Source organism: Lentzea sokolovensis (genome assembly GCF_033949975.1).
Taxonomy (GTDB): domain Bacteria; phylum Actinomycetota; class Actinomycetes; order Mycobacteriales; family Pseudonocardiaceae; genus Lentzea; species Lentzea sokolovensis.
In genome coordinates, this window is record NZ_JAXAVU010000015.1 from 185,970 (window position 1) to 209,320 (window position 23,351).

The 23,351-nt window shown below is 69.0% G+C and carries 25 protein-coding genes; 11 read left to right on the forward strand and 14 right to left on the reverse strand.

Features of this window, described 5'->3' with window-relative positions:
* Window positions 1–24 precede the first annotated feature (24 nt).
* Window positions 25–1,176 carry a glycogen synthase gene (gene glgA, locus SK854_RS39230; protein ID WP_319980208.1) on the forward strand — a complete coding sequence of 384 codons (1,152 nt, stop codon included), beginning with the start codon at window positions 25–27 and terminating at the stop codon, window positions 1,174–1,176.
* A gap of 1,329 nt (window positions 1,177–2,505) precedes the next feature.
* Here the strand turns inward: glgA and SK854_RS39235 are convergent.
* Window positions 2,506–3,750, reverse strand: a complete 1,245-nt coding sequence (locus SK854_RS39235) for an MFS transporter (RefSeq protein ID WP_319980209.1) — start codon at window positions 3,748–3,750, stop codon at window positions 2,506–2,508.
* A gap of 52 nt (window positions 3,751–3,802) precedes the next feature.
* Here SK854_RS39235 and SK854_RS39240 point away from each other — a divergent pair, with 52 nt between their 5' ends.
* Entirely contained in the window at window positions 3,803–4,696 is an 894-nt protein-coding gene (locus tag SK854_RS39240) for a LysR family transcriptional regulator (protein ID WP_319980210.1), read from the forward strand.
* On the opposite strand, the gene SK854_RS39245 is transcribed toward SK854_RS39240, so the two are convergent.
* From SK854_RS39245 to SK854_RS39255, 3 genes are all read right to left on the reverse strand, one after another.
* A complete protein-coding gene (locus SK854_RS39245; protein ID WP_319980211.1) occupies window positions 4,678–6,276 on the reverse strand; it encodes an amidohydrolase family protein in 1,599 nt (532 codons plus the stop codon). The two genes, SK854_RS39240 and SK854_RS39245, sit on opposite strands and share 19 nt — an antisense overlap.
* A gap of 80 nt (window positions 6,277–6,356) precedes the next feature.
* Window positions 6,357–7,766, reverse strand: a complete 1,410-nt coding sequence (locus tag SK854_RS39250) for a leucyl aminopeptidase family protein (RefSeq protein ID WP_319980212.1) — start codon at window positions 7,764–7,766, stop codon at window positions 6,357–6,359.
* A 137-nt stretch (window positions 7,767–7,903) separates the two neighbouring features.
* Entirely contained in the window at window positions 7,904–8,071 is a 168-nt protein-coding gene (locus tag SK854_RS39255; protein ID WP_065914675.1) for a DUF3117 domain-containing protein, read from the reverse strand.
* 209 nt (window positions 8,072–8,280) lie between these two features.
* Here SK854_RS39255 and SK854_RS39260 point away from each other — a divergent pair, with 209 nt between their 5' ends.
* A complete protein-coding gene (locus SK854_RS39260; protein WP_319980213.1) occupies window positions 8,281–9,078 on the forward strand; it encodes a PaaX family transcriptional regulator in 798 nt (265 codons plus the stop codon).
* A 10-nt stretch (window positions 9,079–9,088) separates the two neighbouring features.
* Window positions 9,089–9,874, forward strand: coding sequence for an enoyl-CoA hydratase-related protein (locus tag SK854_RS39265; protein WP_319980214.1), 786 nt, complete (start codon window positions 9,089–9,091; stop codon window positions 9,872–9,874).
* Here SK854_RS39265 and SK854_RS39270 read toward each other — a convergent pair.
* From SK854_RS39270 to SK854_RS39290, 5 genes are read right to left on the reverse strand one after another with little or no spacing between them, the layout of a single operon-like run.
* Window positions 9,861–10,403, reverse strand: a complete 543-nt coding sequence (locus SK854_RS39270) for a DNA-3-methyladenine glycosylase I (RefSeq protein ID WP_319980374.1) — start codon at window positions 10,401–10,403, stop codon at window positions 9,861–9,863. The two genes, SK854_RS39265 and SK854_RS39270, sit on opposite strands and share 14 nt — an antisense overlap.
* Entirely contained in the window at window positions 10,403–10,804 is a 402-nt protein-coding gene (locus SK854_RS39275; RefSeq protein WP_406601881.1) for an SRPBCC family protein, read from the reverse strand. The genes SK854_RS39270 and SK854_RS39275 overlap by 1 nt, the downstream gene beginning before the upstream one ends.
* A complete protein-coding gene (locus tag SK854_RS39280) occupies window positions 10,788–11,105 on the reverse strand; it encodes a DivIVA domain-containing protein (protein ID WP_319980215.1) in 318 nt (105 codons plus the stop codon). The genes SK854_RS39275 and SK854_RS39280 overlap by 17 nt, the downstream gene beginning before the upstream one ends.
* A complete protein-coding gene (locus SK854_RS39285; protein WP_319980216.1) occupies window positions 11,102–11,779 on the reverse strand; it encodes a permease prefix domain 1-containing protein in 678 nt (225 codons plus the stop codon). Before SK854_RS39285 ends, SK854_RS39280 begins: the two co-directional genes overlap by 4 nt.
* Window positions 11,764–12,102, reverse strand: a complete 339-nt coding sequence (locus SK854_RS39290; protein WP_319980217.1) for a PadR family transcriptional regulator — start codon at window positions 12,100–12,102, stop codon at window positions 11,764–11,766. The genes SK854_RS39285 and SK854_RS39290 overlap by 16 nt, the downstream gene beginning before the upstream one ends.
* A 131-nt stretch (window positions 12,103–12,233) precedes the next feature.
* Here SK854_RS39290 and SK854_RS39295 point away from each other — a divergent pair, with 131 nt between their 5' ends.
* Genes SK854_RS39295 through SK854_RS39310 form a run of 4 tightly spaced genes read left to right on the forward strand, consistent with a single transcriptional unit; the run spans window position 12,234 to window position 16,634 of the window.
* Window positions 12,234–13,394, forward strand: a complete 1,161-nt coding sequence (locus tag SK854_RS39295) for a cytochrome ubiquinol oxidase subunit I (protein WP_319980218.1) — start codon at window positions 12,234–12,236, stop codon at window positions 13,392–13,394.
* Window positions 13,394–14,017, forward strand: a complete 624-nt coding sequence (locus tag SK854_RS39300; RefSeq protein ID WP_319980219.1) for a cytochrome d ubiquinol oxidase subunit II — start codon at window positions 13,394–13,396, stop codon at window positions 14,015–14,017. Before SK854_RS39295 ends, SK854_RS39300 begins: the two co-directional genes overlap by 1 nt.
* Window positions 13,987–15,336: an ABC transporter ATP-binding protein/permease gene (locus tag SK854_RS39305; protein ID WP_319980220.1), complete on the forward strand. Its 1,350-nt coding sequence runs from the start codon at window positions 13,987–13,989 to the stop codon at window positions 15,334–15,336. Before SK854_RS39300 ends, SK854_RS39305 begins: the two co-directional genes overlap by 31 nt.
* Entirely contained in the window at window positions 15,333–16,634 is a 1,302-nt protein-coding gene (locus tag SK854_RS39310) for an amino acid ABC transporter ATP-binding/permease protein (RefSeq protein ID WP_319980221.1), read from the forward strand. The genes SK854_RS39305 and SK854_RS39310 overlap by 4 nt, the downstream gene beginning before the upstream one ends.
* Here SK854_RS39310 and SK854_RS39315 read toward each other — a convergent pair.
* Together SK854_RS39315 and SK854_RS39320 are read right to left on the reverse strand one after the other, a co-directional pair.
* Window positions 16,566–17,477, reverse strand: a complete 912-nt coding sequence (locus tag SK854_RS39315) for a glucosyl-3-phosphoglycerate synthase (RefSeq protein ID WP_319980222.1) — start codon at window positions 17,475–17,477, stop codon at window positions 16,566–16,568. The genes SK854_RS39310 and SK854_RS39315 overlap by 69 nt on opposite strands.
* On the reverse strand, window positions 17,477–17,815 hold the full coding sequence (locus tag SK854_RS39320) for a hypothetical protein (protein WP_319980223.1): 339 nt from the start codon (window positions 17,813–17,815) through the stop codon (window positions 17,477–17,479). Before SK854_RS39320 ends, SK854_RS39315 begins: the two co-directional genes overlap by 1 nt.
* Window positions 17,816–17,954: 139 nt before the next feature.
* On the opposite strand from SK854_RS39320, the gene SK854_RS39325 reads away from it, so the two are divergent.
* Window positions 17,955–19,430 carry a CocE/NonD family hydrolase gene (locus tag SK854_RS39325; protein ID WP_319980224.1) on the forward strand — a complete coding sequence of 492 codons (1,476 nt, stop codon included), beginning with the start codon at window positions 17,955–17,957 and terminating at the stop codon, window positions 19,428–19,430.
* A gap of 10 nt (window positions 19,431–19,440) precedes the next feature.
* A complete protein-coding gene (locus SK854_RS39330; RefSeq protein WP_319980225.1) occupies window positions 19,441–20,493 on the forward strand; it encodes a winged helix DNA-binding domain-containing protein in 1,053 nt (350 codons plus the stop codon).
* On the opposite strand, the gene SK854_RS39335 is transcribed toward SK854_RS39330, so the two are convergent.
* The 3 genes from SK854_RS39335 to dapE are packed head-to-tail and all read right to left on the reverse strand — an operon-like array spanning window position 20,464 to window position 22,864.
* A complete protein-coding gene (locus tag SK854_RS39335) occupies window positions 20,464–20,997 on the reverse strand; it encodes an LOG family protein (RefSeq protein WP_319980226.1) in 534 nt (177 codons plus the stop codon). The two genes, SK854_RS39330 and SK854_RS39335, sit on opposite strands and share 30 nt — an antisense overlap.
* The gene (locus SK854_RS39340) at window positions 20,997–21,779 is read right to left on the reverse strand and encodes an LOG family protein (protein ID WP_319980227.1); all 783 of its coding nucleotides are present in this window, start codon (window positions 21,777–21,779) and stop codon (window positions 20,997–20,999) included. Before SK854_RS39340 ends, SK854_RS39335 begins: the two co-directional genes overlap by 1 nt.
* Before the next feature lie 17 nt (window positions 21,780–21,796).
* On the reverse strand, window positions 21,797–22,864 hold the full coding sequence (dapE, locus tag SK854_RS39345; protein WP_319980228.1) for a succinyl-diaminopimelate desuccinylase: 1,068 nt from the start codon (window positions 22,862–22,864) through the stop codon (window positions 21,797–21,799).
* Window positions 22,865–22,923: 59 nt separating this feature from the next.
* On the opposite strand from dapE, the gene SK854_RS39350 reads away from it, so the two are divergent.
* On the forward strand, window positions 22,924–23,337 hold the full coding sequence (locus SK854_RS39350) for a hypothetical protein (protein WP_319980229.1): 414 nt from the start codon (window positions 22,924–22,926) through the stop codon (window positions 23,335–23,337).
* Window positions 23,338–23,351: the final 14 nt, after the last annotated feature.

Sequence of the window (23,351 nt, forward strand, 5' to 3'; positions counted from 1 at the left end):
ACGTCCGTGATCTACGGTGAGTGCGTGCGAGTTGCGCTGCTGACGCGGGAGTATCCGCCGGAGGTTTACGGTGGAGCTGGTGTGCACGTGGGTTTCCTCGTGCCCCATCTTCGCGAACTCGTGGACGTCGACGTGCACTGCTTCGGTGCACCCCGATCGGATGCCACGGCCCACAACCCACCGCACAGCCTGGAGCAGGCGAACGCGGCTTTGACGACCCTCGCGGTCGATCTTGAGATGGCCGCCGCGGTGTCCGCGGCGAACCTCCTGCACTCGCACACCTGGTACGCCAACATGGGCGGTCACCTGGGCAAACTCCTGCACGGGATCCCGCACGTGGTGACGGCGCACTCGCTGGAACCGCGCCGGCCGTGGAAGGCCGAGCAGCTCGGCGGCGGGTACCGGATCTCCTCGTGGGCCGAGCGCACGGCGTACGAACACGCCGACGCGGTCATCGCCGTGAGCGAGGGCATGCGGACCGACGTGCTCGACGCCTATCCTGCGCTCGACCCGGCGAAGGTGCACGTCGTCCGCAACGGGATCGACAGCGTCGCCTACCACCCCGTGACCGAGACGGACGCCCTGACGTCCCGTGGAATCGATCCCGCGAAGCCGATCGTGGCGTTCGTGGGACGGATCACTCGGCAGAAGGGCGTCGGTCATCTCGTGGCGGCCGCGCACCACATCGACCCGGAAGCGCAGATCGTGCTGTGCGCCGGGGCGCCGGACACCCCGGAGATCGCCGAGGAGACCCGGCAGGCGGTCAGCGAGCTCTCCCAGGCGCGTCCGGGTGTCTTCTGGATCCAGAAGATGCTGCAGCCCGCCGAGGTCCGGCAGATCCTGAGCCACGCGACGGTGTTCGCGTGCCCGTCGGTGTACGAACCGCTGGGCATCGTGAACCTGGAGGCGATGGCGTGCGGCACGGCGGTCGTCGCGAGCGACGTCGGTGGCATCCCCGAGGTCGTCGTGCACGGCGAGACGGGCCTTCTCGTCCACTACGACGAGAATGATTTGTCGACTTATCGACAGCAGCTCGCCGAATCGATCAACGAACTCGTCACAGACCCCGAGCGCGCGAAGCGTTTCGGAGCCGCCGGACGCACCCGCGCTGAGCAGGAGTTCTCCTGGTCCACGATGGCCGCGCAAACGGTCGAGGTCTACCGCAGTGTGATTTGAGCCACACTCGCCCAGGGCAACCCCAAAGTGTGAACGCCGCCTTTAACCAGTAGTGACGTTGTGGTTTCAACTGGTGAGGGGCGCGAGGACTGTGCGTTGTGCGGTGCTGGGTCTGGCGGTCCTTCTGGCAGTGACCGGATGTGCCACAGCTCCCGCCGCTCAGCCGGCCGCGGTCCAGCTCACGGTGGACGGCAAGAAGCTCGCAGAAGCCTCTGACCTGCAGGCGAACGCCGAGGCCCAGCTCGCCTACACGCTGGAGTACGGCTACGTGGCACGAGCGGGCGCCGCCGCCGTCAGCTGTTGGTTCCAGAAGACGGGTCTTGAGTCCGAGGTCGACAAGCGGCTGTGGTGCGGGCCGGTCCAGGTCCCCGGCACCGGCGCCGGCACCGACTGGGTGCCCGTGCCGCTCAAGGAAGTAACCAAGACGGGTGACGAGGTCCGTTACGAGGTGCAGTCACCTCAGGTGCCGGAGAAGGGCAACCGCAGCACGCCGACCGGCAAGCTCGTGCGCACCGACGGCAAGGAGTTCGACCCGTCCAAGCAGCAGGACCTGACCGCCGGTCGCGACTTCCTGGCCGTGCTGCCCGACGACGGCAAGCGCAACAACGTCGACCTCGGCCTCGGCAACGCCGACATCAAGCTGCGCGACGACCTGCTCGGCACCGCCGTCACCGGCTGGGCGAACCCGGACATCTGGTTCACCGCCGAGGGCACTGTGCGCGCGGAGGCCGGGTCACGGCTGCGCGTGGTCAGGATGAAGGTCGAGAAGCTCAACGAGACCGACAGCGGCTTCCACCGCACCAACTGGCAGGGGTTCGCCCCGCAGCCGTCCGAACTCGCGCTGGAGGTGCCGGGCAAGCGCCAGGTGCTGCCCGCCGACCGGCTGCCGGCCAACGGCTCGGTCTTCGTCGTCTACACCGTGCCCGACCCGCAGGAGGGCACCGAGTCGCTCGTGCTCGGCACGCTCGGCGCCAAGTCGCTGGAGCAGCGCGCCGAGGTCCCGTCCGGCAAGCGCACCGACAACCCGCCGCACGTGCTGCAGCGCGCCGCCGCTCCCCCGCAGTTCTCCGACCAGACGCAGAAGATCCGCTTCGGCGACCGCGAGCTCGGCATGAAGGTCACCGGCATCCGGCTCGGCCGGCAGCGCCCGGTCAAGCTCGGCGAGAGCCAGTACGACGTGGCCACGATCTCCGCGCCGGACAAGGCGTTGCTGGAGGTGCGGGTCGAGGCGACCGGCAACCTGCCCGACACCGCGGGCGGCCTCCTGACCAAGGACCTGATCACCGTGACGCTGCCGGACGGGTCGACCGCCCGGCAGGTCGGCGCCCGCTACGACGGCGGCCCGCTGCCGTTCGCGATCGTGGTCGAGGTCCCGGCGGACACCCGTTCGGTCTCGGTCGGCATGGTCGACGGCACGGTGGACCTGTCGCGCCTCGGCAAGACCACCATCGCGCCGGTCGACTCGCGCGTCACCCTCGCCCTGGAGTTCTGAGCCAGCATCGCGGCCAGAGCCAGCCAGCCGAGGATCACCAGGACCAGGCCGCCCCAGCCCCACTCCTCGTACGCGGTGGCGCCGGAAGTCCCGCCGACGCTGCTGCCCACGTAGAACCCGGCGAGGTACAGCCCGGACGCGTGGCCGCGGGCGTGTTCGGGCGCCCGCGCGGCGACCCAGCCGCTCGCCGTGGTGTGCGACGCGAAGAACCCGGCGGTGACGATCGCCAGGCCGAGCGGCACCCACACCAGGCTCGCCAGGGCGCCGAGAGCCAGCACGCCGATGCACAGCAGCAGCACCTTGCCGCGGCCGAACTTGTCGGCCAGCCTGCCCGCGAACGCCGCCGAGGTGCTGCCGAACCCGTAGAACAGGAACACCAGCGTCTCCAGCCAGGCCGGACCGGTGAGCTGGAAGCCCGCGACGTTGTAGAACGAGATGAACGCGCCCACGAGCAGCACGGCGACCACGTACATCGACAACAGGACCGGGTCCTTCAACGCCGCCTTCATGCCACTCGGCGCGCGCTTCGGCATCGCCTTGGCCTTCGGCAGGAAGAACACCACGACCAGGGCCGCGACCAGCCCGAACACGCCGGCGAGCAGCACCGAGCCACGCCACCCGAGCCAGTCCGAGGTCATGCCGGTGACGAGCCGCCCCGACATGCCGCCGAGGCTGTTCCCGGCGATCATCGCGCCCATCGCGGCGCCGAGCTTCTTCTTGTCCAGCGCGTCCGCGAGGTAGGCCATGGACGCCGCGGGCACCCCGGCGGCCGCGACGCCCTGCAGCACCCGCAGGCCCAGGAAGACCTCGTAGTTCGGCGCGAACGGCAGCACGAGCCCGAGCAACGCCGCCACCAGCACGCTGACCACGATCACCGGACGGCGCCCGACGCGTTCGGACAGCATCGCGATCGGCACGACCACCACGGCCAGCGCGAGCGTCGCCGCGGACAGTGCGAGCGACGCGCTGCCCGGCCCCAGCCCGTACTCGGCGGCGATCTGCGGCATGACCGGCTGCGGGGTGTACAGCAGCGCGAAGCACGCGAACCCCGATGCGGCGATGGCCGCGGTCAACCTGTTCACACGATTGACGCTAAGCCATACGTCCAATACGGAAATGCGCCAGAATCGATCCGTGAACGAATTGGAGCTGGCACCGAAGCTGGCGGTGCTGAAAGCGCTTGCCGCCGACGAGCACGTGACTCGCGTCGCAGAACGCGTCGGGCTCCCCCAGCCCACCGTCAGCCGCTGGATCGCCGAGCTCGGCGAACAGCTCGGCGCACCGATCATGACGAAGAGCGGCAGGCGCGTCCGTCTCACGCGGGCAGGCCGGCTGCTGGCCGAGGCCGCCACCCGGTCGCTGGCCGCGCTGGAACCGGGTCTGCGCGAGGTCGAGGAGGAGCTCGACCCGGAGAAGGGCCGTGTCGTGCTGGGCTTCCTGCACATGCTGGGCCGCGCGGTCGTGCCGGAACTCGTCCGCAGCTACCGCGCCGAGCACCCGCACGTGCGGTTCGGCCTGGTCCAGAACGCCCGCCAGGCCGTGATCGACAAGCTCGTGAGCGGCGAGATCGACCTCGCGCTGGTCGCCCCGCCGCCGGTCGGTCCCGAGTTCGAGTCGGTGGTCGTGTTCGAGCAGCCCCTGATCGTCGTCGTGCCGGCGGGGCACCGGCTGGAGTCCAGGAAGTCGGTGCGGGTCCAGGACCTGGAGGGTGAGGACCTGATCACCCTGGAGCACGGCTACGGCCTGCGTCAGATCACCGACGACATGTGCGCGGCCGCCGGGTTCACGCCCCGCTACGTCTTCGAGTGCCAGGAGATCGAGACGGTGCGGGGCCTGGTGGCGGCGGGCCTCGGCGTGGCACTGCTGACCCACGCCGAGTTCGCTCCACCTCCCGGACTGCGCGAGCTACCGCTGACCCCGCGCACCGGCCGGATCTTCGGGCTGACGTGGCTGAAGGACCACCCGCTGCCGCCCGCCGTCCGCGCCTTCCGTGAACACGCGCTCAGGACTCACGGCGTCCAGCGCTGAGTGCCCGACCACGTCCGCAGGTACGACTCGGCGCCACCGAGCATGTCGTTCACCAGCTGGTCGCCACCGAGCTGACGGACCTTCTCGACCCAGTCCGGCAGCAGACCGATGTGCGCGCCGCCGTCGACGTTGATGTCCCAGACCCGCTCACCGGTGCGCTGCCGGTCGACCAGCGGGCCGTCCGGGTAGCTGCGGAACGGGTAGGTCACGCCGGTCTGCGGCGCCGGGTGCGACCCGACGCCGTTGTAGTCGGAGCCGAACCCGATGCCCACGCCGTACTTGCGCCGCAACGGTTCCGCGGCGGCGGCCTGCGAGACGTACCCCTCGGGGCTGTTCTCGTAGCCCGCGATGAACCCGCCGAGCTGGTAGACCTTCTCGGTCCACTGCGCGTCCATCCAGCTGTGGCTGGAGATGATGCCGGGGAACTTCGCCTGCGCCGCGAGTTCCAGCGTGCGGCCGGCGGCCTTCACGCTCATGTGGTCGACCTCGATCATCATGTGCCGGCGCATCATGCCCTGCACCGCGTACTCGCCGAGCGACGTCAGGCCGCGCACGTTGCACCGCTTGGCCGGGTCGTACGCGGGCGCGACAGCTGAGGCCGGGATCAGCGCGTTGGGGCCGACGGTGCCGATCGGGTTGTCCTGCTGCGGGCCCTTGCACTGCTCGGTCTGCCACCACTGGCCGGTGCGCAGGAACTGACCGGCGTTGATCACGCCGCCCTGCGTGCCCGAGTCGAACCGGACGCCGCACAGCGCGTTGTCGAACTTGTGGCACAGGAACGCGCTGCGCACGCCGAGCGCGTACATCTCGTCGAGGCCGCGGTCGATGTCGCCCTTGTTGCACAACGGGATGTCGAGGAACGTCCGGCAGCCGAAGAGCTCAGAGGTCTCGATGCCGAGCACCACCGCGAGCTTGCCCTGCGCGATCACGTCGCGGGCCTGCTCGGCGGACGTGACGATGCGGAACCAGCCCTTGCCCGCGCCGCCGAACTGCTTGTCGACGAACGCCTGCAGCTCGTAGGTGCGCTGGGCCTGCAACCGGACCGACTGCATCTCGTCGCAGGGCTTGTCCTTGAACGGGTGGATGACGCACAGCGTGGCGTTGCTCGTCAGGTCCTGGACCAGCACGCGCTGGCCGCCGCGCCACGCCCGTTCCAGCCAGGCGTAGTAGTTCTGCTGGTGCGAGACCGTCGTGTACGAGGGCCAGTCCTTGAACGTCGGCCAGCCCACCGGGTCGTGGCCGTCGAGGTCGCCCGTCACGATCGCCTCGAAGATCGCGCCGAGACCCGCCGGGTGGTGCTCGGAGCAGTCCTTCAGCGCGTCCGCGATGCCCTGCTCCGAGAACGGCTTGCCGCAGATCAGCTTGCCGCCGAAGCCCTCGTTGGTCATGAGGTGGTTGTGCGCGTCGACGAACCCGCGCACCCTGCCCTGGCCGTCCGTGCCCTTGAAGGGCTCGCCGGTCACGTTGATCTGCGAGTCCACCGCGGGCCGCGCCACCGGTTCCCACCACGGCGTGGCCGCGGTGGCAGGGGACATGGCCGCTAATACCAGCGAGACGGCGAGAGCCAGGCGGAGTAACACGAGCGCTCCTCTACGACGGTGTGAAGGCGCTCACATCATGCCGTGGAACGTCGCCGTCTCGAATGGGCTGATCGTAGGGACTAACGTGAATATTTTTCAGCCAGTTCGATCAGCGTCCGCGCGCCGAAGCCCGTGGCTCCCGCGACGACCTCGTCGTAGACCTTCTCCGACCGCGCGGGACCCGCGATGTCGAGGTGCGCCCACGGCACGTCGCCCGCGAACTTCTGCAGGAACAGCGCCGCCGTGATGCCACCCGGTCCGGGCGGGCACTGCTTGTAGTCCGCGACCTCGCTGGTGACGGCACCGACGTGCTCCTCCAGCAGCGGCATGCGCCACCACTTCTCACCGACGTTCACGCCCGCGGCGACGACCTCGGCCGCGAGTTCGTCGGACGCGCTGAACACCGCGCCCGTGCGCAGGCCGAGCGAGACCTTCATCGCGCCGGTCAGCGTCGCCACGTCCACGACGAGGTCGGGCTTCAGGTTCTTCACCGCGTACGCCATCGCGTCGGCCAGGACCATGCGGCCCTCGGCGTCGGTGTTCTGCACCTCGGTGGTCGCGCCGCCGTAGTGGCGCACGACGTCGCCCGGCCGGTACGCCGCACCTGAGACGTGGTTCTCCGCGCACGGCACGAGCCCGGTGACCCTGATCGGCAGCCGCCGGCGCGCCACGGCCAGCAGCGCGGAGATCACCGCGCCACCGCCCGCCATGTCGGTGCGCATGAGGTGCATGCCGTCCGCGGGCTTCACCGAGATGCCGCCCGTGTCGAACGTGATGCCCTTGCCGATGAACACCAGGTGCGGGCCGGTGGTGCCGTACGTCAGCTCCAGGAACCGCGGCGGGCGGGCAGATCCGCCGCCGACCGCGAGCACTCCACCGAAGCCCTGCTGTGCCAGCCACTTCTCGTCGCGCACGGTGGCGTGCAGCCCGTCGACCTTCTCCGCCAGCTTGGCGGCGGTCGTGGCGAGCCAGCGCGGGTCCTTGACGTTGGACGGGGTGTTGGCGAGATCACGTGCGAGCGAGGTCGCGGTGGCGAGCGCGTGGGCCTTCAGCGCGGCCGACGTGAGCACCTCCTCGAACCCGTCGTCGGCCGTGATCAGCCGCAACGAGCCGACGCGCTTCGGGCCGTCCTCACCGGTGACCTTGAAGCGGTAACCGCCGAGCGCCGCGCCCAGCACGAACGCGCGCACCTTCTCGGCGTCGAAGTCCGGGGTCAGCAGGACGTCGGCGGTCTTGGGCGCGTCCTCACCGCTCAGCGCGCGCACGAGCGACGCACCGGCCGTGCGGTAGTCGGCGAGCGTCCCGGTGCCGACGCCGAGGGTCCAGGCCTCGTCGTGCCGCACCGCCTCGCCGGCCTTGCCGGTCAGGTCGGAGACGTCGATGCCGTCGCCGCCCGGTCCCAGCGCCGGTCCGGTGGTCGCGAGCACGACCGCCGGGACGTTGCGGCGCGTCGAGGTGGCCACCTCGACGTCCACGAGCTTGGTTGGCACTGACGGCACCGTCGACGCCACGGTTGGACCTCCCCTATTGCATTAACGACCGTTCATTCTCACCCAGGGCGAGAACGAAGCGATGCCCCGGTCTCCACTGTGGAAACCGGGGCTTCACGTGCTTCTCACCGAGGGCCTCAGCCGGCGGCGGCCTTCAGCGCGTCGCCCAAGGCGCTGGCCTCGTCCGCCGACATCTCGACGACGAGGCGCCCACCACCCTCGAGCGGCACGCGCATGACGATGCCGCGTCCCTCCTTGGTGACCTCGAGGGGACCGTCGCCGGTCCGGGGCTTCATGGCCGCCATCGCGTGCTCCCTCCGTCAACATCTTCCCCGTCCGGCCAGGCCGGATCTGCTCCATTCTCCCCTATGGCGACTCAGGGGCGAAACCGAACCGATCTTTTGGCGAGTCCGGGTGACATTTGTCGATCTTGACTTGTGCCTGATCAACACCTGTTTTCACGACAAGGCAACACTTTCGGCACACCAGGTCGTGTCGTGACAGGATGGGCCGGGTGCGAGCCCGTTCCGCGCTCTTCGACGTCTACGGCGGCCACCTTCGCGAACGCGGTGGCGCCGCCACCATCGCCGCGCTCGTCCGGCTGCTCGAGCCCCTGGGTTTCGCCGCGCCGGCCGTCCGCACGGCCGTGTCCCGCACGGTCCGGCAGGGCTGGTTGCAGCCCTCCCGGCTGCCTGACGGGCCTGGATACGCGATGACACCTCGCGGGGAACGGCGGCTCGACGAGGCCGCTGCCCGCATCTACCGCACCGGGCCGTCCACGTGGGACGGTCGCTGGCACGTGGTGGTGCTGGAGGAGATCCCCGGCCGCGACTCGCGCGATCACCTGGCGTCGGAACTGCAACTGCTCGGCTACGGCGCGCTCGGTCCTGTGACGTGGATCGCTCCCCGGCCGTCCCCGGAGCTGGCCGACGTGCTGGCCGCCGGAGAGGTTCCCGCACGAACTTTTCACGGTTCACACGACGGTGGGGACGCCGAGCTCGCCGCGAAGGCCTGGGACCTGGCCGAGCTGGGCCGCGACTACGCCGGATTCGTCGCGCACTGGCACGAGCAGGTGTCCGTTGTGGACGAGACGGACGACGCGGCGGCGTTCGCGGCGTCACAGCAGCTGCTGCACGCGTGGCGGAAGTTCCTGTTCCGCGATCCCGGTCTTCCTGCTGAACTGTTGCCACCGGACTGGCCGGGCCACGCGGCAGCGTCGTTCTTCGACGAACAGACGCTGCGGCTGGCGCCGGGCACGAGTCGGTTCGTCGACGAGTGCCTGCGGCCGGTGCGCAACGTTTCCACTGCTTGATGGAGGTCCAGTGTCCGAGCTCCTCGTCGACGACGCCGATGGTGTGCGCACGTTCACGTTCAACCGCCCCGAGTCGTTCAACGCCTTCACCGTCGCGCTGAAGGAGTCGTTCCTCGCCGCGCTGCGTGAAGCCTCGGCGGACGAGTCGGTGCGCGCGGTGGTGATCACGGGTGCGGGCAGGGCGTTCTGCGCGGGGCAGGACCTCAAGGAGCACATCGGCCTGCTGCAGGCCGGTGATCCGGCGCCGCTGCACACCGTCGAGAAGCACTACAACCCCATCGTGCGTGAGCTGATCGGCATGCCGAAGCCGGTGATCGCCGCGGTCAACGGCAGCGCGGCGGGCGCGGGCGCGTCCTTCGCCTACGCCGCCGACCTGCGCATCGCGGGCAAGTCCGCGAAGTTCCTGATGGCCTTCGCGAACGTCGGCCTGACCGCGGACTCCGGCGCGTCCTACACGTTGCCGCGGCTGATCGGCCACGGCCGCGCGATGGAGATGATGCTGCTCGCGCAGCCCGTCGGCGCAGAGGAGGCGTTGCGGGTCGGCATGGTCAACCAGGTCGTGCCGGACGAGGAACTGCTGTCCACCGCGCACCTGCTGGCCGCGAAGCTCGCCGCGGGCCCGACGACGGCGTACGCGAAGATCAAGGAAGCGCTGGCCGCGGCGGCGGACGGGACCCTGGAGGACGCGCTGGAAGCCGAGCGCCGCACCCAGGCCGACTGCGGCGCGACCGCGGATCACCGCGAGGCGGTCGACGCCTTCGTGAACAAGCGCGCCCCGAAGTTCAGCGGGAAGTAGCCCTGAAGCACGTAGCGATGTGGTCGTCGACCATGCCGGTCGCCTGCATCAACGCGTAGCACGTGGTGGGGCCGAGGAACTTGAAGCCGCGCTTCTTCAGTTCCTTGGCCATCGCCTTGGACTCGTCCGTGATCGCCGGCACGTCCGAGATCGTCTTCGGCCGCTCGTGGTGAGCGGGCGCGAACGACCACAGCAGCGCGTCCAGGTCGACGCCCTCCGAGACGATCACGCGGGCGTTGTGGATCGCGGCGTCGATCTTCAGCCGGTTCCGGACGATGCCCGCGTCGGCCATCAGCCGTTCCACGTCGGCGGGTCCGAACTTCGCGACCAGGTGCGGGTCGAAGTCGCCGAACGCCGCCCGGAACGCCGCCCGCTTGCGCAGGATCGTGATCCACGACAGGCCGGACTGGAACGCCTCCAACGACATCCGCTCGTACAGCTCAGGGGTGCCGTGCAGCTCCACGCCCCACTCGGTGTCGTGGTACTCGGCGTAGTCCGGGGTCGAGTCGCCCCAGGGACAGCGGACGATCACCGGTACTCCTCGGCGAAACGGGCGAACCGCCGCAACGACCGTCGCAGCATCAGCACGAAGAGCGGCTTCACCAACGGGTAGAAGAACGGCACGTCGAGGCTTTCCGACCACACGAAACGGCTGCCGCGCACCGCGAACACACCGGTTCCGCGCACGACGCGGCCGAGATGGAGGACCTCGACGGCGTGCGGCGGGTCCCAGCGCGTGATCCTCATGCGGTCCGAGACGCCCAGCGTGACGGCGTCGATCTCGCTGCCGACCGACTTCCCGTCACCGGCGACCACCTTCACGGTGGTGCCGAAGATCCACTCGGACTGGCGCTCCCAGTCCGACATGGCCCGGAAGATCGTGTCCGGCGGCGCCGCGACCTGGACGGTCAGCTCAAGCTCCGTGCTCACTGCTCTCCAGGTTCTCGGCGTTCTCGAGCTCCGCGACGCGCGCCCGCAGCGTCTCGACCTCGGTCGAGAGCCGCTGCAACGCCCAGTCGACCTCGGACATCTTGTAGCCGCGGAACACCTGCTGGAACTTCAGCTCGCGGACGTCCTCCGCGGTGATGTCACCGGACGGCAGCCGCGTGGGCGACGCACCGGGCGGCAGCGGCGCGAGCTCCTCGCCGCGCCCGAACACCAACGCCGCGAGCAGGAACACCACTGCCGCGACGGCGATCATCACGATCAGGTAGATCAGGGCGTTGGTCACGCGACGATCGTGGCACAGCTCAGGCAGCGGCGAGCGAGCAGACCGAGACGAACGATCACGATCCAGGTGATCAGGCTCGCGATGCTCATCGGCAACGACTGCACGAGCCGCGACACGTCGAGGTGCGCGGTGGCCACGATGATCGAGACGTTGCCCAGCAGCACCGCCCCGACCGCCGCGATCGCGATGGTCGCGCCGAGCCTGGCCAGCAGTTTCGCGTCGTACCTGCGAGCGAGGACCCGGCCGAGGATCAACGCCACCAGCGCCACCCCGGACGCGATACCGCTGGTCAGGTCGTTGGCCTTGGCGACGAACAGGTACCAGGCGGGCGGCATCGCACCGAAGTCCTGCCACGGCCCGACGAGCAGCATCCGGCCGTACTCCCACGCCATGTGCATCAGCGGCAGCACGATCGCCAGCCAGACGAGCGTGCGCGTGCCGTACGCGACGGCCAGCTCGGCCTGGTACTCGTTCGCGATCTCGCGCACCGGGCCGAACTCCTCGACCGCGCGCTTCTGCGCCTCCCGCTCGGTGAGCCCGCGGTCCAGGTGCGCCTCGGTGGCGTCGGCGAGGCTGTCTCGGGTCTCCGTGAGCAGCTCGCGGACCTGCTTCTTCGAGCCCCGCAACCGCGTCCCGAGATCGGTCACGTAGCGCTCGATCACGTCTGTGCCCACTTGCCGTCACCTCCCAGCACCCCGTCGATGACCGTCGTGAACTCGCGCCACGCGGTGCGTTCGGCGTTCAGGGCGCGCTTCCCCGCCTGTGTGAGCTTGTAGGTCCTGCGCTTGCGTCCGCCGACCGTGCTCCAGTCGCTGACGACGTGCCCTGCCCGCTCCAGCCTGCGCAGCGCCGGGTAGACCGTGCCCGTCGGGAGGTCCAGCGCCCCTCCGCTGCCCTGTTGCAGCGCCTCGATGATCGCGTAGCCGTGCAGCTGCCTGTCGTCGAGCGTCGCCAGCAGCAACGCGTCGAGGTGGCCGCGGAGCGCGTCGGGCTTCATGGGTAGCGAGTCTACTGATCCAGCCCTGGAAGCGGTCCCTGAAATCTCCGCTCAGGGTCAGCCCTGAGATCCCCCTGAAATGCTCGTTCGAGCCTTCATAAGTAGCGGCGCTACACATAGCGTCGCCACCTATGAGTGCAGTAGACCTCGCCCGCCTCCAGTTCGCGCTGACGACCTCGTTCCACTTCCTGTTCGTGCTGCTCACGCTGGGTCTGGTCACCCTGCTGGTGATCATGCAGACGAGGTTCACGATCACCGGAGCGCCCGTGCACGAGCGGATGACGCGGTTCTGGGGCCGGATCTACGTGATCAACTACGCGCTGGGGATCGTCACCGGCATCGTGATGGAGTTCCAGTTCGGACTGAACTGGTCAGGCCTCGCGACCTACGCCGGCGACGTGTTCGGCGCGCCGCTCGCGATGGAGACGCTGATCGCGTTCTTCCTGGAGTCGACGTTCCTCGGCCTGTGGATCTTCGGCTGGGGCAGGCTGAACCGCTGGGTGCACCTGTCGCTGCTGTACCTGACGGCGCTGACCGCGTTCGCCTCGGCGTTCTGGATCATGGCGGCGAACGGGTTCCTGCAGCACCCCGTCGGCTACCGGATCGACGGGAACGTGTTGCGGCTGGACGACTTCAGCGCATTGCTGTCGAACCCGACCTTCACCTCGGCGCTGATGCACGTGATCTTCGCGTCCATCACGGTCGGCGGCGTGTTCATGACCGGCGTCTCGGCGTACCACTTCATCCGGCGTACGCCCGAGGTCGACTTCTTCCGGCGGTCGCTGCGGATGGGCGTGGTCACGACCGCGCTGGCCACGCCGTCGCTGATCGGCGCCGGGTTCGCGCAGTTCCCGGTGATCGCGCAGTACCAGCCGGACAAGACAGAGGCGGCGCCGTGGATCGGCGCGCCACTCGGGTTCATGATCATCATCGGGATGACGCTGACGACGGTCAGCTGGCTCACGCTGCCGTTGCTGATCAAGGACGCCGTGATCCGGTTGCGCTTTCCGTTGTACCTCATGGTGATCGGCATTCCACTGCCGTTCGTGGCGGCCATCTTCGGGTGGCTGTTCCGCGAGATCGGACGGCAGCCGTGGCTGATCTACGGCCTGCTGCGGACCGAGGACGCGGTGTCGCATGTGGACGCTTCACAGATCCTGTTGTCGCTCATCGTCTTCACGTCTCTGTTCGTCGTGCTGGCCGTCACCGACTGGGCGTTGATCGCACGTGCGGTCCGTCGCGGTCCGGACGTGACGCCCGCCCCTGTCTCGCCGATGGTGGTGACTCTCTGATGGAAGCTCTCTGGTTGACCGTGCTCGGTGTTCTCACCGTCGGGTACTTCGCCCTGGCCGGCTTCGACTACGGCTCCGGGCTCCTGCTGCCCTTCCGGAACCGAGACGAGACGTCTCGTCTCGTCAATCCGTTCTTCCTGGGCAACGAGGTGTGGCTGGTCGCCGCGATCGGAGTGCTGTTCGCGGCGTTCCCGCGCCTCGAAGGCGAGCTGCTCTCCGGCGCGCACAGCACGTTCACGCTGGTCCTGGCCGGTTTGGTGCTGTTCATGGCGGCCGTGCAACTCAGGCTGTGGTGGTGGCTGGTGTTCACCGGCGCGTTGATGGTGTCCGTGGGCTGGGGGTTGTTCCTGGCGCATCTGCTGCACGCGCCATGGCCGGTCGCGTTCGTGATGCCGGTGCTGTTCGCGGTGCACGGCTGGGTGTTCCAGGCCCGGCAGTGGAAGCTGTTCCCGGTCACCGCGCTGCTGTGCGCGCTGCCGATTCCGCTCGCGTTCAGCTCGATCGACGTCACCGGGCTCATGGCGCACAACGACACCCTGAGCCTGCTCGCGTGGGTCGCGATCCCGATCATTCCGCTGGTGGTGTTGGTGCAATGGTCGATCGTCGCCATCTCCTCGCGCTGATCCCGATCCCGTTCCTGGTGCTGGCCCAGGCAGAACTCCTGGCGTCGGTATTGAGCGGCGGAACGGGACTTCTCCTGCTGTGCCTGGTCATCAGCGCAAGGGTGCTGGTCTGGTGGGTGCACCGCGAGTGGGCTCATCGGGCCGCCGAACGGACTCGCGCGCGTTTGAGAGAAGCCTTTCTGCGCTCGCCCGGTGCCAAGGCCGGCGAGGTCGCCACCCTGGTCACGAGGGGCGTGCACGACGTGACGCCGTACGTCGTCGGGTATCTGCCACAACAGGTTCTGGCCGTGGCCGTGCCTCTCGCGGTGGTGATCAGGCTGGCGTTCGCCGACCTCACCGCGGCGCTGACGATCCTCGTGACGCTGCCGTTGATCCCGATCTTCGGTGCGCTGGTCGGCGCGCACACCCGTGAGCGCACGGCCCGCCAATGGGACGCTCTGGCCACTCTCGGCGGGCACTTCCTCGACGTGGTCAAGGGAATCGGCACGCTGCGGGCGTTCGGGCGGGCCGAGGCGCAGTCCGCGACGGTCCGCAAGCTGGCCGCGCGGCACATGACCGAGACGATGTCGGCGCTCCGCGTCGCGTTCCTGTCGGCGTTCGTGCTGGAGCTGGTCGCCACGATGTCGGTGGCGATGGTCGCCGTGCCGGTCGGGCTCAGGTTGCTGGACGGCGGAGTGCCGCTCTACACCGCGCTCCTCGTGCTATTCCTTGCCCCGGAAGCGTTTCTACCGCTCAGAGCCGCGGGAGCCCAGTACCACGCCAGCGCTCAGGGCCGGGAGGTGCTCGCCAAAGTGCCTGCACGAAAAGAAGTCACCGGCCAGGCACCGCCGGCTCTCGCCCGGGCCGAGATCGTGTTCGACAACGTCTCGGTGCGCAGCCTCAGGAACTTCTCACTGCGCATCCAGCCGGGCGAACGGATCGCACTGGTCGGCCCGAGCGGCGCGGGCAAGAGCACGATTCTGGCGCTGCTGCTGGGTTTCGTGCGGCCCGACGAAGGGCAAGTGCTCGTCGGCGGCGTTGATCTCCAGGACATCGACCACGAGAAGTGGCTGGAAGCGCTGTCATGGGTGCCGCAACGGCCCACGCTCGTCCCGGCGAACCTCTCGTCCGGCGAGCAGCAACGGGTAGCACTGGCCAACGCACTGGACCGGCGCCAGGCAGCGTTGTTCCTGCTGGACGAACCGACCGCGCACCTCGACGCGGAGACGGAAGCACTGGTGCTCAAGGCAACGCGCGACTTCACGCAAGGCAGGACGGCGGTGATCGTGGCGCACCGCCCGACATTGCTCACCGAGGTCAACAGGGTGGTGACGGTGTGAAGCTCGCAATCCTCGTCGGAACGCTCGCGGAACTGGCCGGCGTCGGCCTCACCGCCACGGCGACGTGGCTGATCATGCGTGCCGCCGAGCACCCGCCGACGCAGACGCTGACCGTGGCCATCGTCGCGGTCCGCACGCTCGCGCTGGCCAAGGGCACGCTGCGCTACCTCGAACGCCTGACCAGCCACAAGGCCGTGCTCAGTGAGGCCGTCGAACTGCGCGGCCAGGTCTACGACGACCTCGCGCACCGCAGGCACATCCCGTCCGGCACGGCGCTGACCCGCATCGTCACGAACGTCGACCAGCGACTCGACACCAGGCTCCGCGCCACCCTGCCGCGGATCACCGCGGCTCTCGTCGGCGCCGTCGTCGCAACAGCTTCAGGCTTCTCGCTGCCCCTGATCGCCGGTCTGCTGATCAACCTGGCCCTGCTCCCCTGGCTCGCGATCCGCACCCCTCGGGACCTGACTCCGTTGCGCGCCAGGCTGACCGAACAAACCACCGAACTGGTCCACAGCAAAGAAGAACTGATCGCCTACGGCCTGTTCGACGAGAAACTTCGCGCCGCCACCAGAACCGCGAAAGAGCTGTCCCGCGAGGAACGCACCCGCGACCTGACGCCACTGGCCATCGCCGTCCAGTTCGGCGCGGCCCTGCTCATGCTCGCCCAGCACGAGCCGGCCTGGCTGATCATGGCCGCCATCGCCACGTTCGAGATCACCGTCCCGCTCGCGGCGCTGACCAAGCCCAGCCCGGAATCCACCGACGAACCCGAACCGGCCTACCCGACAGAAACCCCTGACCTGCAGGGTAAAACGGCGATAGTCGGTCCGAGCGGCGCGGGCAAGACCACGTTGCTCAACGCCATCGCCCACCGCCTCGAACCGAGCAAAGGCGCGTTGGCCGACGCGCACGTCTTCCACACCACGGTCCGCACCAACGTCCTGCTGGCCAAACCCGATGCCACCCAGGAAGAACTCGACCGCGCGGCCGGGATCGCCGAGCTGGACCTCGACTGGGACCAGGTCGTCGGCGAACGCGGCGAGGAGATCTCCGGCGGTCAACGGCAACGCCTGATCCTCACGAGATCAGTGCTGGCCAACCCGGAAGTCCTGCTCATGGACGAGCCGACGGAAGGCCTCGACCCCGAACAGGCGGATCGCGTGCTCGGCAGGATCCTGGACCACTGCCGGGGAACGGCCCTGGTCGTCACCCACCGGACCGAGCAGCTAGCCCTTTTCGATCACGTGCGTCATCGGGGGCCGATCAGCCACGAGCACGTCGGTCGAGTCGGGTAGCCACTCGCCGCCGACCTGCACGAACTGCGTCAACGGCCCGGAGTCCGCGACGACACCGCACCGGGCCAGCGCCGTGCCCATGATCTGCGACGACATCGCGCCGAGCTGCAACAACGACCGGTTCCGGTGCTTCCGGACGCCCAGATTCACCTGTGCCAGCGCGGAAAGCCCGTGCACCCGGTGCACGTCGAGCAACAACCCGATCTCCACGCCGTACCCGGCCGCGAAGGGCACCGACTCCAAAAAGGACCGGGTGGCCGCGTACTCACCACCGAGCGGCTGGACCACACCGGAAAGCTCCGGTCGCAACGTGTTCAGCAACGGCCGCGCCACCAGTTCGGTGACCCGTCCGCCGCCGCTGCTCTCCAGCCGCAACGGCCGCCGGTAGAACCCCTTCACCAGGTGCACGCCGGGGTCCACCAGCAGCGGACCCAGCAACGCCGTGACGAACGCGGTCTCCGGATCCACCAGGTCGGAGTCCAGGAAGACGATCAGGTCCCCGGTGGTCGCGGCCAGCGACCGCCACAGCACCTCTCCCTTGCCGGGCAACGGCTCCAACCAGGGCACCACGTCCTCGCGCAGCACGACCCGTGCCCCGGCGGCGGAAGCGACCTCCACGGTCCGGTCGGTCGACCCGGAGTCCATCACCACCAACTCGTCGACCAAGGTCCCGAGCAGCGGCTTGACCACGGAGACCACGTCCCCGACGGTCTCCTCCTCGTTCAGCGCGGGCAGCACCACCGACACCGTCCGGCCGCGCTTCAACGCGACCAGTTCGTCCGGCGTCCAGGTCGGCTGCTGCCAGGTGTGCGAGGCGAACCAGGCTTCGACGGAGGGCAGCATCAGGCGAGCGCTCGCATCGCCCGGACCGGCGGACGGGTGCCCGTCACGCTCGCGACCATCTCCACGACCTTCCTCGCCTGCCGTACGTCGGAAGCACGAACCGCGCGTGCTCCGGACATCGCAGCCACTGTGGCAGCCGCGAGCGTGAAGTCCTCGTCCCCCGCTGGGATCGTCACCACATCCAACGTTTCGCGCAGTGACGGCAGTTCCAGATCGCCGTCGAACTCGACGACGTCGGCGCCGTCCCCGACCGCCTGCGCCAGGGCATCCGCGCTGGTCAGATGCGCAACGACCAGCACCCGGTCTTTCGGCAGCTCAGTGACGCGGAATCGGTTCACACCACCCAGCGTAGACAGTGAGCTGGCTCACAGCTTCTTGCTACTCACGAGTAGCCACCTGGTTTACTCCGCAGTAACAAACCCTGTGTGATCTACGTCATGGTCAAGGAGGACCAGAGTGCGACGATCACTTGTTTTAGTGCTGGTACTCCTCTCCACCCTGCTCGGTGCTCCCGTTGCCGCCACGGCGGCCCCTGGACACCAGATCTCGTACCGGTCGATCCCCGGCGTCGGCGGCACCACGCTGAAGGCCCTCGTCGTCGAGCCGACCGGACTGGGCAACGGCCCCTTCCCGTTGCTCGTCATGCCGTCCAGCTGGGCGGTTCCCAACATCGAGTACGTCGGCGCGGCGGCCAAGCTCGCCAAGGAGTCCGGGTACGTCGTGGTGAGCTACACCAGCCGCGGCTTCTGGGACTCGGGCGGCCAGATCGACGTCGCCGGCCCGGACACCGTCGGGGACGTCAGCAAGGTCATCGACTGGGCCATCGCCAACGCGCACGCCGACGGCACCAAGGTCGGCGCGGCCGGGATCTCCTACGGTGCCGGGCAGTCCCTGCTGGCCGCGGCGAACGACAAGCGCATCAAGGCCGCGGCGGCGCTGAGCACGTGGACCGACCTGGCCCGCTCGCTCTACCCCAACAACACGGTCAACAAGCAGGCCGTCGAGGTCCTGCTCGCGGCGGGCAAGGCCACCGGGAGGCCGGGCCCCGTTCTCGTCGAAGCCGAGGACGCCTACCGCGACGGCCGGTTCTGGGAGGTCGTGCCGATCTCCGCGGAACGGTCGGCCGCGGAGAAGATCGCGCAGATCAACGCCAACGGCACGGCGGTGATGCTGGGCAACGCCTGGAACGACGGCATCTTCGCTCCAGGCCAGATCACGGACTTCTACGGCAAGCTGACCGGCCCGAAGCGGCTCATGCTCTCGCCGGGTGACCACGCCACCGCCGAACTGTTCGGCGCGGCGGGGCTGCCCAACGAGATCTGGGAGTCGGTCGGCCGCTGGTTCGACCGCTACGTCAAGGGCGCGGCCAACGGCATCGACGCCGAGCAGCCGGTGCAGCTCAAGCCCAACAACGGTGGCGCGTGGAAGTCGTTCGGCGCCTGGCCGAACGGCAACGTGGACACCGTGCAGCTCGACGGCAAGCGGATCGCCGCGGGCTGGGGCACGGTGGCCGACAGCGGCACGATCCTGCTCTCCGGTGCGCTGCAAGGGTTCCTGAACATCCCGACCGGGGTGTCGCTGCCGTTCGTCGACCGCAACGTCGCGGGCGTGTGGGGCGGGCCCTCGTATCCCCGCGGGGCGACCGTGGCCGGCACGCCGAAGCTCAAGCTCCAGGTCACACCGAGTGCGGAGACGACGACGTTGTTCGCGTACCTGTACGAGGTGGGGCCGCTCGGGCTCGGCGCGCTGATCACGCACAAGCCGGTCAAGGTGACCGGCGCCGGGCGCACGCAGACGCTCGACGTGGAGCTGGAACCCACGGTGTGGAACGTCGGCGCGGGCAACCGGCTGGCGCTCGTGATCGACACGGTGGACCCGCGTTATCTGACGGAATCAACTCGCGGCTCAACCGTCACCTTCGGACCGTCGAGCCTCACGGTTCCGAAGGCGTAAGAATGTCCGGGTGGACCTCACCCGGCAGCAGGTGCTCCTCCACCGGATCCATCAGCACGAACTGGACCGGCGGATCTCTGACGCGGCCGAGCTGGCGGTGCTGTCACTGGGCATCCAGGACAACACCTCCGGCTCGGCCCTGCTCAGTCTCGCCGCCCGTCTCACCGCACCCTCGACCGACGACTTCACCCTGATCTGGTCCGTCCGCGGCGCTCCTCACCTGCATCGGGACGGTGAGCTGAAGGCGTTCGCCCGCGCGCTGTGGCCGTGGAGCGACGCCGACGCCCGCGCTCGCGCCTCACGTCCGAAGGTGGACGACATGGTGGCGGCGTTGCGGCACATCGCCACCGCGATGAGGTCGATCGTGACGAAGCCGATGACCAAGGGCGAGGTGAGCAAGGCCCTGACCCCGTTGGCTCCCCAGCAGACGATCGAGCCGTGCCGGGGCTGCCAGACCGAGCACGTCAGCGACCCGATCTTCCGCCTCGGCGCACTGCCCGCGGGTCTCCGGATCGTCCCGGAGGAGAAGACCGTGACGTTCGAACGCATCCACGGCTGGCCGGGCGTCCCGCGCAAGACCGCGGGCTTCGACGAGCTGGTGCACCGGTACCTGACGCTGCACGGACCCGCCGGACCGTCCGAAGTGGCCGGTTACTTCGGCACGTCGACGCGCGAGGTCAAGAAGCGGTGGCCGAAGGACGGCCTGGTCGAGGTGACCGTCGAGGGCGAGAAGGCGTGGCTGCCGGAGGAGCTGGAGATCGCCGACGCCGAACCGCCGGAGGTCCGCCTGCTGCCGCCGACCGACCCGTACCTGCAGGCCCGTGACCGCGACCTGCTGCTGCCGGACAAGGCCGCGCAGAAGGACATCTTCCGCGTCCTGGGCCGGCGTGGCGCCGTGCTGGTGGACGGGGAGATCGCGGGCTCCTGGCAGGGCAGGGTGGTGTCCGGCAAGCGGTTCGAGGTGACGGCGACGCCGTACCGGCCGCTGCCGGATCTCCTGCCGGAGACCCAGATCCTGGCTCAGGCCAAGGGACTAGACGACGCAAGCGTCAAGAGCGACTGACACGTCGTCCGTGACGATCAGCGACTGCAACGCGGCGTGCGAGACGAAACCCTTGTCCCGCAACTCCGTCAGCCACTCCACGAGTCCCTTGTAGTGGTTGTCGACGTCGAGCAGCACGACGGGCTTGCCGTGCATGCCCAGCACACCGGCGGTCCACACCTCGAAGAACTCCTCGGCGGTGCCGATACCACCCGGCAGCGTCAGGAACGCGTCCGCCTTGTCGTCCATCATCTTCTTGCGCTCGCGCATGGTGTCGACCACGTGCAGCTCGGTCGACTCGCGGTCGGCGATCTCCCTGGTGGCCAGGCCCTTCGGGATCACGCCGTAGGTGTGCGAGCCGCCCGCACGGGCTTCGCGCGCCACCGCGCCCATCATCGACGTCTGCCCGCCGCCCCAGACGAGGTGCCAGCCGCGTGCCGCGATCTGGCGCCCCACCTCGGCGGCGAGGTCGATGTAGCTCTGCGGAACGGTCGCGAGACTTCCGCAGTAGACAGCGACATACATCAGTGTGAGTCCGCCCATGCCTTGTGCGCGTCCTTGACCACGCGCACCGCGTCGTCGATGTCATCGGTGAGGTGCAGCAGCGCGAGGTCCTTCTCGCCGACCTTGCCACCGGGCAGCACCGAGTTCTGGATCCAGTCGTAAAGACCCTGCCAGTACTCGGTTCCGAACAGGACGACCGGGAACTTCGTGACCTTCTTCGTCTGCACCAGGGTCAGCGCCTCGAACAGCTCGTCGAGCGTGCCGAAACCACCCGGCAGGCAGATGAACGCCTGCGAGTACTTGATGAACATCGTCTTGCGCACGAAGAAGTAGCGGAAGTTCACGCCGAGGTCGACCCACGGGTTGAGGCCCTGCTCGAACGGAAGCTCGATGCCCAGGCCGATCGAGAAGCCACCGGCCTCCGAACAACCGCGGTTGACCGCCTCCATGGCACCGGGACCACCGCCGGTGATCGCCGCGAACCCGGCCTCCGCCAGTGCCGCGCCCAGCTCACGCCCGGTCTGGTACTCCGGGTGGTCACGGCCGGTGCGCGCCGATCCGAAGACCGTCACCGCGCTCGGCACCTCGGCCAGCGCGCCGAAACCCTCGACGAACTCGGCCTGGATGCGCAGCACCCGCCACGGGTCGGTGTGGACCCAGTCCGACGGGCCGCGGGAGTCCAGCAACCGCTGGTCGGTGGTGGTGGTCTGGTCGTCCTTGCGATCACGCCGCTCCACCACGGGACCGCGACGCTTCTCCGATGGGCGCTCGTCGACGGCGCCGTTCTTCTTCTCTTCCGTCATCACTGAGATTCTAGTGATCAGTCCAGCAAAAAACGCTTAAGCACGGCGAAACAACCGGTGATCTGCTGGACCGGCACGTTCTCCTCCTGGGTGTGCGCGAGCGTCGGATCGCCCGGCCCGAAGTTGACCGCGGGCATGCCCAGCGCCGCGAACCGCGCCACGTCGGTCCAGCCGAGCTTGGCGACCGGCGTGCCACCGGCGGCCTGGACGAGTTCCAGAGCCGCAGGGGCGTGCAGACCCGGCAGCGCGCCGGCCGCGCGGTCCGTGACGGTGACGTCGAAGCCCTCGAAGACCTCGCGCAGGTGCTGTTCGGCCTGCTCCACCGTGCGGTCCGGCGCGAACCGGTGGTTGACCGTGAGCACGGCCTCGTCCGGCACGACGTTGCCCGCGACTCCGCCGCTGATCTTCACGGCCTGCAGGCCCTCGTGGAAGTGGCAGCCGTCGATCTCGGGCTGACGCGGCACGTACGCCTCCAGCCTGCGCAGCGCCTCGCCGAGGCCGTGGATGGCGTTGCGACCCATCCATGCCCTGGCGGTGTGGGCGCGCTTGCCGGTGGTCCTGATCTCGATGCGCATCGTGCCCTGGCAGCCCGCCTCGACCGTGCCGTTGGACGGCTCGCACACGATCGCGAGGTCGCCCAGCAGCCAGTCCTTCTGCTCGCGCTCGATCCTGGTGAGCCCGTTGCGCTCGGCCTCGATCTCCTCGCAGTCGTAGAAGACGAACGTGAGGTCGTGGCGCGCGTTCTCGCTCAGGGCCGCGATCGCGAGCATGACCGCGTCGCCGCCCTTCATGTCGACGGTGCCGCAGCCGTGCAGGATCTCGCCCTCGCGGCGGCTCGGGAAGTTCTGGTTGATCGGCACGGTGTCCAGGTGCCCGGCGAGCACCACGCGACGGTCCTTGCCGGCGTTCGTGCGGGCCAGCACCGCGTTCCCTGATCGGGTGATCTCCAGGTGGGGCGCGTGGAGCCGCAGCGACCGCTCCACGAGGTCCGCGATCTCCGCCTCCTCCCCGGACACGCTGCGCACATCCACCAGCGAGGTCGTCAGGTCGATCGGGTCGGCGAACAGATCAAGGGTGTCGGACACGCGGTCACCCTACCCAGGCGACTTGGGCGCTAGGCCGTTCAGTCGATACCGTGCTCTGCGTGATCAAGCGCACACTCCTGGTCATCTCCCTGCTGCTCCTGGCGACCGGCTGCGGCGAGGCCCCTGCCGCGTGCGACCGGCAGTGCGGCGAGATCCGGGCGCTGTTCACCGCGCCGTGCGGCTCGCAGCACAGCTTCACCCCGGCCGACTGCGCCGGGTGGGTCGGCGAGGTCGGCACCATGACCCGGCGGCTGGACACCTCGTTGCACGGCAAGCACGTCCAGCAGGACGTCAGCGAGGTGCTGCCCCGCCTGATGACCGCGATCGGCGACTTCGAGGCGCACCGGTGCGGTGAGGTGCGCGTCGACAACGTGTCCAGCACCGACGCACGGCAGTCGAAGTGCAACGAGGCCCTCATCGCGACCAGGGGCGACCTGGGCTCGCTGTACTTCTCGGCGGAAGTGCCCGACTGAACCATCGGACTAAG

Coding starts and splice junctions, on each gene's coding strand:
- SK854_RS39290 (WP_319980217.1), bottom strand. CDS start 12,102: ATGAAGCCCGACGCGCTCCGCGGCCACCTCGACGCGTTGCTGCTGGCG.
- SK854_RS39300 (WP_319980219.1), top strand. CDS start 13,394: ATGGAAGCTCTCTGGTTGACCGTGCTCGGTGTTCTCACCGTCGGGTAC.
- SK854_RS39335 (WP_319980226.1), bottom strand. CDS start 20,997: ATGTATGTCGCTGTCTACTGCGGAAGTCTCGCGACCGTTCCGCAGAGC.
- SK854_RS39305 (WP_319980220.1), top strand. CDS start 13,987: ATGGTCGATCGTCGCCATCTCCTCGCGCTGATCCCGATCCCGTTCCTG.
- SK854_RS39315 (WP_319980222.1), bottom strand. CDS start 17,477: ATGCTGCCCTCCGTCGAAGCCTGGTTCGCCTCGCACACCTGGCAGCAG.
- SK854_RS39295 (WP_319980218.1), top strand. CDS start 12,234: ATGAGTGCAGTAGACCTCGCCCGCCTCCAGTTCGCGCTGACGACCTCG.
- SK854_RS39340 (WP_319980227.1), bottom strand. CDS start 21,779: ATGACGGAAGAGAAGAAGAACGGCGCCGTCGACGAGCGCCCATCGGAG.
- SK854_RS39255 (WP_065914675.1), bottom strand. CDS start 8,071: ATGGCGGCCATGAAGCCCCGGACCGGCGACGGTCCCCTCGAGGTCACC.